Annotated in this window: 13 protein-coding genes and 1 pseudogene; 8 read left to right on the top strand and 6 right to left on the bottom strand. The window is 68.7% G+C overall.

Going from position 1 to position 12,819, the window contains the following annotated elements; translation table 11 throughout:
* Positions 1–127: 127 nt before the first annotated feature.
* The 8 genes and pseudogenes from ACQ260_RS16235 to ACQ260_RS16270 form a co-directional block, all read left to right on the top strand.
* Positions 128–505 (top strand): annotated as a pseudogene (locus ACQ260_RS16235) (inositol-3-phosphate synthase); the annotation flags it as partial.
* Between the two features lie 104 nt (positions 506–609).
* Positions 610–1,242 (top strand): inositol-3-phosphate synthase, encoded by a 633-nt coding sequence (locus ACQ260_RS16240; RefSeq protein ID WP_432560576.1) that lies wholly within the window; start codon positions 610–612, stop codon positions 1,240–1,242.
* The gene (locus ACQ260_RS16245; protein ID WP_432560508.1) at positions 1,239–2,147 is read left to right on the top strand and encodes an SCO3242 family prenyltransferase; all 909 of its coding nucleotides are present in this window, start codon (positions 1,239–1,241) and stop codon (positions 2,145–2,147) included. The genes ACQ260_RS16240 and ACQ260_RS16245 overlap by 4 nt, the downstream gene beginning before the upstream one ends.
* Positions 2,144–3,031 (top strand): sugar phosphate isomerase/epimerase family protein, encoded by an 888-nt coding sequence (locus ACQ260_RS16250; protein WP_432560509.1) that lies wholly within the window; start codon positions 2,144–2,146, stop codon positions 3,029–3,031. The genes ACQ260_RS16245 and ACQ260_RS16250 overlap by 4 nt, the downstream gene beginning before the upstream one ends.
* On the top strand, positions 3,028–3,630 hold the full coding sequence (locus ACQ260_RS16255; RefSeq protein WP_432560510.1) for an EboA domain-containing protein: 603 nt from the start codon (positions 3,028–3,030) through the stop codon (positions 3,628–3,630). Before ACQ260_RS16250 ends, ACQ260_RS16255 begins: the two co-directional genes overlap by 4 nt.
* Before the next feature lie 19 nt (positions 3,631–3,649).
* Entirely contained in the window at positions 3,650–4,531 is an 882-nt protein-coding gene (locus ACQ260_RS16260; protein ID WP_432560511.1) for a TatD family hydrolase, read from the top strand.
* Positions 4,528–5,649 (top strand): metabolite traffic protein EboE, encoded by a 1,122-nt coding sequence (eboE, locus tag ACQ260_RS16265; RefSeq protein WP_432560512.1) that lies wholly within the window; start codon positions 4,528–4,530, stop codon positions 5,647–5,649. The genes ACQ260_RS16260 and eboE overlap by 4 nt, the downstream gene beginning before the upstream one ends.
* 2 nt (positions 5,650–5,651) lie before the next feature.
* Positions 5,652–7,022, top strand: a complete 1,371-nt coding sequence (locus ACQ260_RS16270) for an alkaline phosphatase family protein (protein WP_432560513.1) — start codon at positions 5,652–5,654, stop codon at positions 7,020–7,022.
* Positions 7,023–7,322: 300 nt separating this feature from the next.
* Here the strand turns inward: ACQ260_RS16270 and rpmB are convergent, their stop codons facing one another.
* The 6 genes from rpmB to dapB all read right to left on the bottom strand — a co-directional run bounded on the left by rpmB (position 7,323) and on the right by dapB (position 12,819).
* Positions 7,323–7,511, bottom strand: a complete 189-nt coding sequence (gene rpmB / locus ACQ260_RS16275) for a 50S ribosomal protein L28 (RefSeq protein ID WP_432560514.1) — start codon at positions 7,509–7,511, stop codon at positions 7,323–7,325.
* A gap of 113 nt (positions 7,512–7,624) precedes the next feature.
* Positions 7,625–9,310 (bottom strand): ribonuclease J, encoded by a 1,686-nt coding sequence (locus tag ACQ260_RS16280; protein WP_432560515.1) that lies wholly within the window; start codon positions 9,308–9,310, stop codon positions 7,625–7,627.
* 23 nt (positions 9,311–9,333) lie between these two features.
* Complete coding sequence (locus tag ACQ260_RS16285; RefSeq protein WP_432560516.1) at positions 9,334–10,542, bottom strand: PucR family transcriptional regulator; 1,209 nt, start codon at positions 10,540–10,542, stop codon at positions 9,334–9,336.
* Between the two features lie 2 nt (positions 10,543–10,544).
* Positions 10,545–11,090, bottom strand: a complete 546-nt coding sequence (locus ACQ260_RS16290) for a GNAT family N-acetyltransferase (RefSeq protein WP_432560517.1) — start codon at positions 11,088–11,090, stop codon at positions 10,545–10,547.
* Positions 11,091–11,292: 202 nt separating this feature from the next.
* Positions 11,293–12,048: an LmeA family phospholipid-binding protein gene (locus tag ACQ260_RS16295; protein ID WP_432560518.1), complete on the bottom strand. Its 756-nt coding sequence runs from the start codon at positions 12,046–12,048 to the stop codon at positions 11,293–11,295.
* A 21-nt stretch (positions 12,049–12,069) separates the two neighbouring features.
* Positions 12,070–12,819, bottom strand: a complete 750-nt coding sequence (dapB, locus tag ACQ260_RS16300) for a 4-hydroxy-tetrahydrodipicolinate reductase (RefSeq protein WP_432560519.1) — start codon at positions 12,817–12,819, stop codon at positions 12,070–12,072.

Below are 12,819 nucleotides of genomic sequence, written 5' to 3' on the forward strand. Positions count from 1 at the left end.
CCGCGGGATACCCTCGCCTCTGGCAGGTTCGTGATCGAGTGGGAGATGAGGGGCGAGGACAGTGCACGCCGAGCCGGAAACACAAGGGGCTTCACCACAGACCACCGGCCGCGTCGGCCTGTGGCTCGTGGGCGGACGAGGATCGATCGGCGTCACCACGGCGGTCGGGGTCGCGGCGATCGCCCACGGCATCGCCGACCTGACGGGGTGCGTGACCGCCACCCTGGAACTCGCGGATCTTCCGCTGATCGCAGCCGACCGGCTCGTCTTGGGCGGCCACGACATCACCCTGACCCCCATCGTCGCCCGCGCGGAGCAACTGGCTGCGAACGGCATGCTCCCGCACGCTGCAGTGACCGCTGCCGGGGACGACCTGACCCGCTTCGAGGCAGAACTCCGCCACGGCGTGACGGCTCACGACCAGCAGTCACAGGCCGCCATCGTCGATCGCCTCGCGGGCGACATCACGGATTTCCAAGCGCGGCACGGCCTGGACCGCGTGATCGTGGTCGACGTGTCCTCGACCGAACCGCACCCCGAGGACCGACCCGAGTTCCATGACGCAGGCCTGCTCACCGAGGCCCTCGGCGATCCCCAGCGCTGGCCGCGATCCGTGCCGGTGCCCCGTTCGCCTGCTTCACACCATCGGCCGCGCTGGGCCTGCCGGTGCTCCAGGATCTGGCGGCGGACCGAATCCCCTATGCCGGTCAGGACGGCAAGACCGGCCAGACCCTGCTGCGGACCGCGCTCGCGCCCACGCTGACCCGACGGGGCTTCCGGGTCCTGTCCTGGGCCGGCACCAATGTCCTGGGCGGCGGTGACGGTGCCACGCTCGCCGATCCTCACGCGGTCAGCAGCAAGCTGACGAGCAAGAACCGCGGGCTGCGCTCCCTCGTCGGCGACCACGTCGTCACCCCGCTGCACATCGACAACGTGCCCGATCTCGGCGACATCAAGATCGCATGGGACCACATCCACGCGGAGGGCTTCCTCGGCTCGCGCATCACGCTCCAAACGACGTGGACCGCCCACGACTCGATGCTCGCCGCTCCGCTGGTCATCGATCTCGTGCGCCTGCTGGACCTGGCCGACCGCACGGGCGTGCGCGGACCGGTCGGTGCGCTCGGCTTCTTCTTCAAGGATCCCTGGGGTTCTGACGTGCACGACTATGCGCTGCAGGCGCAAGCGCTCTATGCCTGGGCGCGCGAGCGCGCCACGACCGCACGGGAGATGGCCCGATGACCGACCGGACCGCTCCGGCCAGCGGCGCGGAGAAGGCCAGGGTGGTCGCGGAGCTGCTCCGCGCGCCTGCGGCGTTCAGCGCGATCGGGGATCCGCTCGTGGGGGCGTTCTCCGGTGGCCCGGTCAATGGCCGCCAGCTGATGTTGCCCCTCACCTCGGTGCTCATCTATGCCGGTGGCATGGGCTTGAACGACTGGGCGGACCGCGAGATCGACGCCGAGGAGCGGCCCGAACGACCGATTCCTTCGGGACGCCTCACCGCCGGCGAAGCCTTTCGGATCAGCACCGGCCTGATCGGCGCTGGTGTCCTCGTCGCCGGCTTGCTGAACGGCCCACGGGGCTTCGGCCGGGCTGCCGTCCTGGCCGCGACCGTCGCGGCCTACGACACCGTCGCGAAGGACACGCCGGCGGGGGCGTGGGTGATGGCGGCCTGCCGCAGCCTCAACGTCCTGCTCGGCGCCGGCTCGTTGCGTGCAGCGGTGGCCCCCGCGCTCACGGTCGGGGCGCACACGGTGGCGGTCACCGAGCTGTCCAAGGCCGAGGTCCATGGCAGCGACCCCACGCTCCCCGCCGGCGTCCGGATCGCCGTTGGTGCCGTCGCCGCGGTCACGCCGGTGACCGGCCGTTGGTCCGACCGGCCGGTGCTGAACGTCCTCGGCCGGGCCGGGGCCGCGGTGTCGGCGTACCGCTATCTCACCAAAACCATCCCCCCGCTCAACCGTGCCGTCGCCGAACCCACCGGGGCCCGGATCCGCGACGCCGTGCGCTCCAACCTGGGCGCGCTGATCCCCCTGCAAGCCGCCCTGATCGCCCGGACCGGCAACGTGGTCCCAGCGCTCGCGGTGGCCGCCCTCGAGCCGGCGCAGAAACAGGTCATCCGGCGTCTGCGGGGGGACACGACGTGACCGGTCCGGGCGTGTCGGAGGCACCGTTCTCGGTGGGGTACGGCACCAACGGGTTCGCCGACCACGACCTGCCGGACGCGGTGCGGGTGTTGCGGGCGGAGGGGTACGCGGGTCTCGCGCTCACCCTCGGTTTTCAGCATCTCCACCCGTTCGCGCCGGATTGGGAGCGGCGGGCCGACGCAGTGCGAGAACTCATCGGCGACTGGCCGCTGATCATCGAGACGGGCACCCGTTTCCTGCTCGATCCGTTCGTCAAACACCGCCCGACCCTCGTCGACGAGGAGGCCGGACCGCGGCTGCGGTTCCTCGAGCGCGCGATCGAGATCGCGGCCCGCACGGGCGCGGACTGCGTCTCGCTGTGGTCCGGCACGCTTCCCGCCGGCACCGCCGAGGAGGTGGCGTGGCAGCGGCTCACCCGACGGATGGCCGGCCTGGTGGACACCGCGGCGGCGGCAGGCGTGCTCCTGTCCTTCGAACCAGAGCCGGGCATGGTCGTCGAGACCGTGGCCGATGCGCTCGCGCTCCGGGCCCGCCTCGGCGACCCGGAGATGCTCGGCGTCACGGTCGACCTGGGGCACTGCGTCGCGGTCGAGCCCGACGGTGTCGTGGGCGCCCTGCGGCAGGCGGGCCCGCTGCTGCGCAACGTCCAAGTCGACGACATGCTGCCCGGCATCCACGAACATCTGGAGCTCGGCACCGGGGACCTCGACCTCGTGGCCGCCCTCGCGACGCTGGTGGAGGTCGATTATCACGGTCTGATCGCGATCGAGCTCCCTCGCCATTCCCACGACGCCCCACGCCTGGCGGCGAGTTCGATGGCTGCGCTCGACGCGGCCTGGGAGCACGTGACTGCCGCCGCCAACCCGACCGGGAGGAACCCATGAGCAACGACTGGCTCGACCAGGTCACCGCGGAGATCGCGGAGGATCCACAGCGCATCGAACGACACTTCCCCGCAGTCGGCCGCAAGGTCGGCCGGGCTCCCCTCCACCCCGACATCGACCCGCAGGCACTGCGCGGTTCCGTCGACGACGTGGCCCGCGCCGGTCTGGTGACCACAGTCGTTGACACCGCAGACCCGGCCACCGCGGCACAGATCCTGACCAACCTCTATCGGCACGGCGACGATGCCGAACGCCGCGGGGTGATGCGGGGGCTCGCCGCGATCAACGCCCCCGAGTCCCTTGTGGCCACCGGCATCGAACTCGTCAACGACGCTCTGCGCACCAACGACCCGCGCCTGGTGGCAGCGGCGATGGGTGAGTTCGCGGGGCGCCACCTGCCGTCGGTGGAGTGGCGCGGCGGCGTGCTCAAGTGCCTCTTCATGGAGATCCCCCTGGTGGCCCTGGCCGCTGTCGAGGACCGCCGCGATGCCGATCTGAAGGTCCAGGCGGAGAACCTGGCCACCGAACGCCGCGCCGCCGGGCGCACCCTCTCGCCCGACCTGACCGCACTGATCGACGACCGACCCATCCCTGCCTGACGCACCAAGGAGCAGAACCATGCGCATCTTCGACCCGCACATCCACATGACGTCGCGGACGACGGACGACTATGAGGCGATGTACGCCGCCGGTGTCCGCGCTCTCGTCGAGCCCGCGTTCTGGCTCGGCCAACCGCGCACCTCGGTGGAGTCGTTCGTCGACTATTTCGACTCGATCATCGGCTGGGAGCGCTTCCGCGCCCTGCAGTTCGGCATCCGTCACCACGCGACGATCGCGTTGAACCCCAAGGAAGCCAATGACGAGCGCTGCCGGCCGGTGCTCGACGTCATGCCGCGTTATCTCAACAAGGATGGCGTGGTCGCGATCGGGGAAGTCGGCTATGACAACATCACGCCGGCCGAGGACGAGGTGTTCGCCGCCCAACTGGAGTTGGCGAAGGAGTTCGAGCTGCCCGTGATGGTCCACACGCCTCACCGCGACAAGCACGCCGGCACCCAGCGCACGCTCGACGTGGTGCGCGAGGCCGGGCTCGAGCCGGGCATGGTCGTCGTCGACCACCTGAACGAGGTCACGCTGGCGCCGGTCAAGGAGGCCGGATGCTGGATGGGCTTTTCGGTCTATCCGAACACCAAGATGGACGAGGACCGGATGGTCGAGATCCTCAAGCAGATCGGCACCGACAAGGTGATGGTCAACTCGGCCGCCGACTGGGGCCGCTCCGACCCGTTGAAGACTCTCAAGACCGGCAGGGCGATGCTCGCCGCCGGATTCACCGAAGAGGACGTCGACAAGGTGCTGTGGCAGAACCCGGTCGAGTTCTACGGACAAAGCGGTCGGCTCAACCTCGATCCGGTTCCGGGCTTCACCGACGAACTCGCGCCCGCACCCGGCGCGGACACGTTCGAGGGCAACTCCGTCCTGCGCGGCCCGAAGTCTTGACCGCGATCGGCTACTGCACCAACGTTCATCCCGCCGAGGACCTGGCCGGGTTGCTCGACCAGCTTGATGTCCACGCCGGCCCGATTCGGCAGCGACTGGGCGTACCCCTGCTGGACGTCGGTCTCTGGCTCCCCGCCCCCGTGGCCGCCGAACTGGCCACGCACGCGGGCGCACGCGACCGTTTGCGGGAACGGCTCGCCGCCAACGGACTGACCGTGCGCACGCTCAACGCGTTCCCGCACGCCGGCTTCCATGCCGACGTCGTGAAGCGCGCCGTCTATCTCCCTCGGTGGGGCGATCCGGAGCGCACCGAGTTCACTATGCACTGCGCCGAAGTGCTGGCCGATCTGTTGCCCACGGACGGGGTCGGCAGCATCTCCACCGTCCCGCTCGGCTGGCGCGAGGGCTGGGGACCGGCGGAGGACGCGGCCGCGGAGCGTGAACTCGCGCGCGTGGGAGCGTTTCTCGCCGAGCTGTACGCCCGATCCGGGCGTCGGGTGCGTCTCGCGATCGAGCCCGAGCCGGGTTGCGCGCTGGACACAGTCGCCGACGTCGTGGCGTGGCTGCGACCACGGGTGGGGTCCGGGACGCTCGATCCCGCGTACATCGGTATCTGCCTCGACACCTGTCATCTCGCGGTCTCCTTCGCCGACCCGGCCACCGAGATCCGGGGCGTCCACGCGGCGGGGCTGGCCGTGGTCAAGGTCCAGGCGTCGGCTGCACCGGAAGTGCCGGACCCGAGCGACCCGCGGCAACGGGAACTGATCGGCCGGTTCGTCGAGCCGCGCTATCTGCACCAAACCAGGGAGCTCGCTCCGGACGGAACCGTGCTCGCGGTCGACGACCTGGATCTGGCGCTCGCCGAGTTGCCCGGAAACGGTCCCTGGCGGGTGCACTTCCATATCCCCGTCCACGCCGATCCCGCTCCCCCGCTGCGGTCCACGCGCGACACGATCGTGACGTGCCTGCGGGAGCTGGCGGGAGCGGGGGCATACGACTTGGAAGTGGAAACGTACACCTGGGCGGTTCTGCCGCCCGACACCGCCGGGGTCGATCTGGTCACCGGCATCACCGAGGAACTGCGCTGGCTGCTCGCGGCCGCGGGAGAAGAGGATTAGGAATGGCACGCGTGCTGCTGTTGGACGTCGTCGGGCTGACCACCAAAGCACTGGCGCACATGCCCCGCCTGTCGAAGCTGGCGCGGTCCGGGACGCAGCAGCGCCTGGACACGGTCCTGCCGGCGGTGACCTGCTCGGTTCAGTCCACCATGCTCACCGGACGCATGCCGGCCGAGCACGGGATCGTGGGCAACGGTTGGTATTTCCGGGACCTCGGCGAGGTCTTCCTCTGGCGGCAGCACAATGCGCTCGTCGAGGGCCCGAAGGTGTGGGACACCGCCCGTGCCGAACGGGGGTCGTTCACGGTGGCGAACATCTGCTGGTGGTACGCGATGGGCATGGACGTCGACATCACCGTGACGCCGCGCCCGATCTATCACGCCGACGGTCGGAAGTCGCCGGACTGCTACACGCGGCCGCCGCTGCTGCACGACGAGCTGACGCGGGAGCTGGGCACGTTCCCGCTGTTCCAATACTGGGGCGCCGGCGCCTCCATCAAGTCGAGCCAGTGGATCGCCGCGGCGACCCGACGGACGATCGAGCAGCACGCGCACGACCTGGTGATGGCTTATCTGCCTCACCTGGACTATGACCTCCAGCGGTTCGGACCCGATTCGCCCCAGGCGGAACGGGCTGCTGCCGAGTTGGACGAGGTGATCGGGGATCTGCTCGACTGTGCAGCGGAGCACAACATGGTGGTGCTGGCGGTGTCGGAGTACGGCATCGCCGAGGCCAACCAGCCCGTCGATATCAACCGGCTGCTGCGGCGGGCGGGACTGCTCGAGGTCTACAACTCCGGTGGCCATGAACTCCTCGATCCCTGGACCTCACGGGCGTTCGCGGTGGCCGACCACCAAGTCGCCCACGTGTATGTCCGCGATGCCTCGGACCGCTCCCGCGTGGCGGCCATGCTGGCCGAGCTTCCCGGGGTGGACGAGGTCCTGGACCGGGAGGCGCAGCAGCGTTATGGATTGCATCACGAACGGTCCGGCGACCTCGTCGCGGTCGCTGACCCGGGCGCCTGGTTCACCTACTACTACTGGCTCGACGACGCTGTCGCCCCCGACTTCGCTCGCGGTGTCGAGATCCACAAGAAGCCCGGCTATGACCCCGCCGAGCTCTTTCTCGATCCCGCCGACAAGCTCGTGAAGGCCAAGGCCGGGCTGAACTTGTTGAAGAAGAAGATCGGGCTGCGGTATGCGATGAACATCGTCCCGCTCGACCCGACGTGGGTGAAGGGTACGCACGGCCGCCTGCCCGGCACCGACGACGCGCCTGTCCTGATCAGCTCCCACGACCTGCCCGGCCTCGACGGGGAGTCGGTGCCGGCGAGTTCGGTGCACGACCTGATCCTCGCGGCCGCGCGGCGCTGAACCGCGCGGCGCTGAACCGCGCGATTCCGCCCGGCAACGCCTGCGCGATCGCCGATGAGCGGTCCAGCCCCTGAGATGTCCCCGTACAACGCCCGGCAACGCCTGCGCGATCACCGATGAGCGGTCCAGTCCCTGAGATGTCCCCGCGCAACGCCCGGCAACCCCCCAGCGCGGATGCCGCGCCGCATACGGGTACATCTCAGGACACGGACGGCCGCCGGCCCGGCCGCGGGACCAGGTCGCATAGAAAAAGCCCGCTCCCTCATCGGGGGCGGGCTCCTTCACGGAAACGGGCAAGTGTTAGCGAGCGGCGACCTTGCCGGCCTTCAAGCAGGAGGTGCAGACGTTGACGCGCTTGGCGCTGCCACCGACAACCGCCTTGATGCGCTGGATGTTCGGGTTCCAGCGGCGCTTGGTCTTCTTCTTCGACCAGGGCTTGTTGTTGCCAAAGCCCGGGCCCTTGGCACACACATCACATACGGCAGCCACTGGAGTCTCCTCGTCAAAGAACAGGTTTATGCATGACAACGGTCCGCAACCGCGAACCGGCAACCGTGCGATTCTAACCACCGGCCCCCGGCCGCGCAAATCTCCCGTTGCGTTCAGGCGTGGATCACCAGCGGCACGATCATCGGGCGCCGGCGATAGGTCTTGTTGACCCAGCGTCCGATGCGGCGCCGCACCACCTGCTGGAGCCGGTGGGTGTCATCGACGCCTTCTGCCATCGCCTGCACGAGCGCACCGGCGATCTCGTCGCGGACCCCGTCGAACACCGCATCGTCCTCGACGAAGCCGCGGGCGTGGATGTCCGGGCCGGTGATCAGTTGACCCGTGTGGGGGTTGACGACGGCGACGACCGTGATGAACCCCTCGTCACCCAGGATCCGGCGGTCGGTGAGTTCGGTGTCCGACAGCGCGCCGACGGTCGAGCCGTCGACGAAGACATAGCCGGTGTCGATGCGCCCCACGGCCGAGAGATTGCCCCGGTGCAGGTCGACGACCTCGCCGTCCTCGACCACGATCGTGTGCTCGACCGGCACGCCGGTGGCCTGGGCCAGCTCGGCGTTGGCGATCAGGTGCCGCATCTCGCCGTGCACCGGCATCACGTTGCGCGGCTTGACGATGTTGTAGCAATAGAGCAACTCACCGGCCGACGCGTGCCCGGAGACGTGCACCAGCGCGTTGCCCTTGTGCACGACCTTGGCCCCCAAGCGCGACAGGCCATTGATCACCCGCGACACCGAATTCTCGTTGCCGGGAATGAGCGAGCTCGCGAGGAGCACGGTGTCCCCCGGCTGCAGTTCGATCGCCGGGTGTTCCCGGTTAGCCATCCGGGACAGCGCCGACAGGGGCTCACCCTGGGAGCCGGTCGAGACGATCACGACCTCCTCGGGCCGATAGTCCTCGACGTCCTTGAGATCGATCAAAGTGTTGCCCGGGACCCGCAGATAGCCCAGATCGCGGGCGATCGCCATGTTCTTGACCATCGAGCGACCGACGTAGGCGACTTTGCGGCCGTGCCGCACAGCCTCGTCCAGAACCTGCTGGACCCGATGGACGTGGGACGCGAAGCACGCCACCACGAGCCGCTGGCGGGAGGCCGAGAAGACCCGCTGCAGAGCCGGCTGGATGTCCTTCTCCGGTGTGGTGAACCCCGGCACCTCGGCGTTCGTGGAGTCGACCATAAACAGGTCGACGCCCTCCTCGCCGAGCTTCGCGAACCGCCGGAGGTCGGTCAGGCGCCCGTCCAGGGGCAACTGGTCCATCTTGAAGTCACCGGTGTGGAGCACGGTGCCGGCCTTGGTGCGGAGGAACAGCCCCACCGCGTCGGGGATCGAGTGATTGACCGGGATGAACTCGATCTCGAACTCATCCAGCAGGACGAGCGAGTCACCGTCGATCTCCCGCAAGTCGGTGTTGCGGACGCGGTGCTCCCGCAGCTTTTCCCGCACGAGGGCGAGCGTCAGCCTGGTCCCGAACACCGGGATGTCATTGCGCAGCTTCAGCAGATAGGGCACGGCACCGATGTGGTCCTCGTGCCCGTGCGTCAGCACCAGCCCGACGATGTCGGCCAGCCGGTCGCGGATGCCGTCGATGCCGGGCAGGATCAGGTCCACACCGGGGTGGTCGTCACTCGGAAACAGGACGCCACAGTCGATCAGCAGGATCTTGCCGTTGACCTCCAAGGACGCCATGTTCCGCCCCACGTCGCCCAGGCCACCCAGCGGAATGACCCGCAACGTGTCGGGTCGGAGCTTGGGGGGCGTGCGCAAACCTGAAGAAGACATGCGGGTCACGCTATCCGACTGGCTCACAGCGGGAACAGTTTGAGCGCCTGCACGGCGGAGGCGACCTCGGCGAGGTCTGCGGGATCGGAAAGATCCACGCCGACGACCTCTTCGATCCGGTTGATGCGATAACGCACCGTATTGGGGTGACAGAACAGCGCCTGGGCCGCGTCGGCCACCGACCCTTTGGCCGCCAGCCAGTGCTCCAGGGTCTCCACCAAGGGGACGCGTGCCTTTTCCGGCAGGGCGAGCAGGTCACCGAGGACTGTCTCGATCAACATTCGAGACGTGTCGGGTGAGGCCGCGACCAGCGCCGCGAGGGGGCTGTCATCGAGCTGGCGCACACCGGACTCACCGGTGGGAATCGCGGCCATCATCAGACGTGCGACATAGACGCCGTGACTGGCATCGGCGAGCGCGGTGAACACCGCACTCACTCCCACCCGGCCCTCGGCCAAGTCCTCCAGCACTGCCAGCACCGTGGCCACGTCGTGTTGCCGCAGGGACACAACACCGACCTTGAGGTCCGGGGTCAGGCGCCACGCGGAACCAAGTCCGCGCCGCCTGAGCCGCGCGTACACATCCGGCAGCGGATCCTCTCCCGCCGACGCGGCCACAATCGCCACGAATCGGCCCTCGAGCGGCAACTCGAGCCGCACGGCCGCCCGCCAAATCTCGTCGCGGCCGCGAAGGTAGCCCTTGAACAGCGCCTCGAGCGTGGCCGCCCGCTCGGCTTCGCGTTCGACGAGGAGTTCTGCGGCACGTTCCTGGTACGCCAGAATCGCGATCCTCGAGACCTCCTCCAGCCGCCCGAACATCTCGCCCGCGAGCCCGACAACGATCGCCGGATCGGTCCCTTGGGCCAGTGCGGCGCTCTGCACGTCCTGCCACAACTCGGCGACGGTGATGCGATAGGCCTCGAGCACGGCATGGAGAGGGACACCTTGTTCTGCCCGCGCCCGGCCGGTGTCGCCGGGGCTGATGCTGCCCGGTGGGGTGCGGGTGCCGGAGATCGACGCCAGCAGATATTCGAACTGCCCCGTGATCGACGCGCGCAGGCCGAGCTGCGGCAGATCCCCATAGCCGGGGAGTTCACCGACCAGGCGAGCTTCGGTCCGGTTGACGAGCTCCAGGAGGTGGGCATGGACGATGGGGACGACCGACCGGAGTTCTTCATCGGCGCGGTCAGGCAGTCCGGCAGCCAGACCGCCCTCGGCATCGTCGGACAGCATGGTCAGTCCACCGCGATATCGGTGTGCAGCCGGATCTGCTTGAGGCGCACGGAGCCGTCGGCCAGGCCGATCTCCCGATGGCTGCCGTCCGCCGCCCAGCCGGAGTCGGTCAGGAACGCGCGCAGATCGTCGTCGGTGCTGCGCACCCAACAGGTGGCGAGAGCAAAACCGTCGGCCCGGAGCGTGTCCACGCAGGCATGCAGCAGCCGTGAGCCATGTCCCTTGCCTCGGGTGTCGGGGGCGATGATGAATTCGGCGATCAGTCCGTCGTTGCCGGCCGCCGCGTCCGGGTCGTCGCTCGGCATGGTCGTGGCAAATCCGACGACAGCACCGTGACTCACCGCGACCAGCACCCGACAGGCGGCCAGGGGCGGCCGGGTGATCGCACGGTGCCAGGCCTCGGCGATCTCCTGTTCACTGAGCTCGGCCAGCAGTGCGGGTGCGTCAGCGAACTCTTCCGCCCAGACCTGCATCTGCAAGGCTGCGATATCGGCAGCTTCGACCGGGAGCGCGAGGCGGACGGAGTCGGGCAGGTCGCTGGAAGTCACGTCGGCATCGTAGACGAGGGAGTGAAGCACACATCGCGTCGAACCGAGAACGGCCCGGAATTGGATGACGGCCGGTGGCCATGAAACTGATCGAATGACCACCGTCCGTCTGACCACCAGCTTGGCAGCAAAGGCGTCGCCTGAAAAGATCCTGAGCCGCCCCCAAAAGTGCGGCCATCAAGTGGACGGGGCGTTATTGTGGTCAGTCGACCAATCGGACGTCGGCTCCGCTGAGATCCAATTCCAGATGGGTACGCCCCACTCTGAGGTCGCTCGCTGTGAGCTCCATCGGCAGGCTGAGGTCAACGGGAGGCACTGACTCCTGCGCGATTCGCTGCACCACATCGTCCGGGATCCGATAGCTCCCCACGATCACCTGCGGCTCGCTCAGGTGCACCCGTTGTGTCGCAATGTCGAGCACCGGCCGTGCGCTGATCACGAACGGTACCTGCTGACCATAGAGATCGGCGGTGATGTCGACCTGAACGCGACCCCCGGCCTGTGGAGTGACGGTTGCACCGAGCTGCTGGGTGACTTCGGCCCAGGTGACGCCCGCGGATCCGGTCAGGCGCTCGCCGGTGATGCGCCGGAACCGATCTGCCGTGCGCACGCCACGCAGATCGAGGTCCATCCGGTCCACCAGCAGCGGTCGCTCAGCGGTGCCCGCCGGAATGCCCCGCCCGCTCAACCGCACGTGATCGAACCGATTGACCGCCACCTGGGTGAGGAAGGGGATCCCTTCGATCCTGACCGAGGGGTCCTCCGCCAGGTCCAGTTGGGTGCGCAGCACCTGGCCGACCCTGTCCTCGACCTGCCGCACGGCAAGCCTGTCCCCGACCCCGAGCAGGGCCAGCACGAACGCGACGACCACCAGCGTCGCGACCGACCGGCGACCTGATGACCGCCGCGGCCGTTCCTCCGCTCCGGCCGGCGACCGCCGGGTCCGCTGTGTGCGCATCAAGATGTCTGGGTGCGCGGCTCAGTCCGTCTCGGACTCGAGACCCAGGATGGCCTCGATGCCGAGCGTGAGACCCGGCCGGCCGACGACCGCGCGGACCGCGGCGAGCACGCCGGGCATGAACGACGTCCGGTCGAACGAGTCGTGGCGGACGCTGAGCGTCTCGCCCTCCGTGCCGAACATGACCTCCTGGTGGGCCACCAGTCCCTTGAGGCGGACGGCGTGGACACGGATGCCGTCGATGTCCGCGCCCCGCGCGCCCGACACCTCGGTCTCCGTGGCGTCCGGGATGGGTCCCGCACCAGCAGCCTCCCGAGCCGCCGCAATCTTCTGCGCGGTGGTGGTGGCGGTCCCGGACGGGGCATCCGCCTTGTTCGGGTGGTGCAGTTCCACGATCTCGACCGAGTCGAAATAGGGAGCAGCCCGCTTGGCCATGTCCATCATCAGCAGAGCGCCGACGGAGAAGTTTGCGGCGATGATCACGCCCACGTCGGGCTTGGCCGCGAGCCAGCCCCGGACCTGCTCGAGCCGCTCCGCGGTGAAACCCGTGGTCCCGACCACGACATGGATGCCGCGCTCGATGCACCACTGCAGGTTGTCCATGACAGCGTCCGGATGCGTGAAGTCGACCACGACGGCGGCAGCTTCCGCGTCCTCCTTGGGATCGCCGAAATCTATGCCGGCGAGCAGTTCGAGGTCCTCCGCCCGGCCCACCGCCCGACAGACCTCGGCACCCATGCGACCGTTGGCACCAAAGACAGCAACATCCAT

Source organism: Ammonicoccus luteus, from assembly GCF_050880385.1.
Classification (GTDB): Bacteria; Actinomycetota; Actinomycetes; order Propionibacteriales; family Propionibacteriaceae; genus Enemella.

Excerpts from the sequence above, each read along its gene's own strand:
- ACQ260_RS16245 (WP_432560508.1), top strand. The coding sequence starts at position 1,239 with ATGACCGACCGGACCGCTCCGGCCAGCGGCGCGGAGAAGGCCAGGGTG.
- ACQ260_RS16255 (WP_432560510.1), top strand. The coding sequence starts at position 3,028 with ATGAGCAACGACTGGCTCGACCAGGTCACCGCGGAGATCGCGGAGGAT.
- ACQ260_RS16260 (WP_432560511.1), top strand. The coding sequence starts at position 3,650 with ATGCGCATCTTCGACCCGCACATCCACATGACGTCGCGGACGACGGAC.
- ACQ260_RS16270 (WP_432560513.1), top strand. The coding sequence starts at position 5,652 with ATGGCACGCGTGCTGCTGTTGGACGTCGTCGGGCTGACCACCAAAGCA.
- ACQ260_RS16280 (WP_432560515.1), bottom strand. The coding sequence starts at position 9,310 with ATGTCTTCTTCAGGTTTGCGCACGCCCCCCAAGCTCCGACCCGACACG.
- ACQ260_RS16285 (WP_432560516.1), bottom strand. The coding sequence starts at position 10,542 with ATGCTGTCCGACGATGCCGAGGGCGGTCTGGCTGCCGGACTGCCTGAC.
- ACQ260_RS16295 (WP_432560518.1), bottom strand. The coding sequence starts at position 12,048 with ATGCGCACACAGCGGACCCGGCGGTCGCCGGCCGGAGCGGAGGAACGG.
- dapB (WP_432560519.1), bottom strand. The coding sequence starts at position 12,819 with ATGGATGTTGCTGTCTTTGGTGCCAACGGTCGCATGGGTGCCGAGGTC.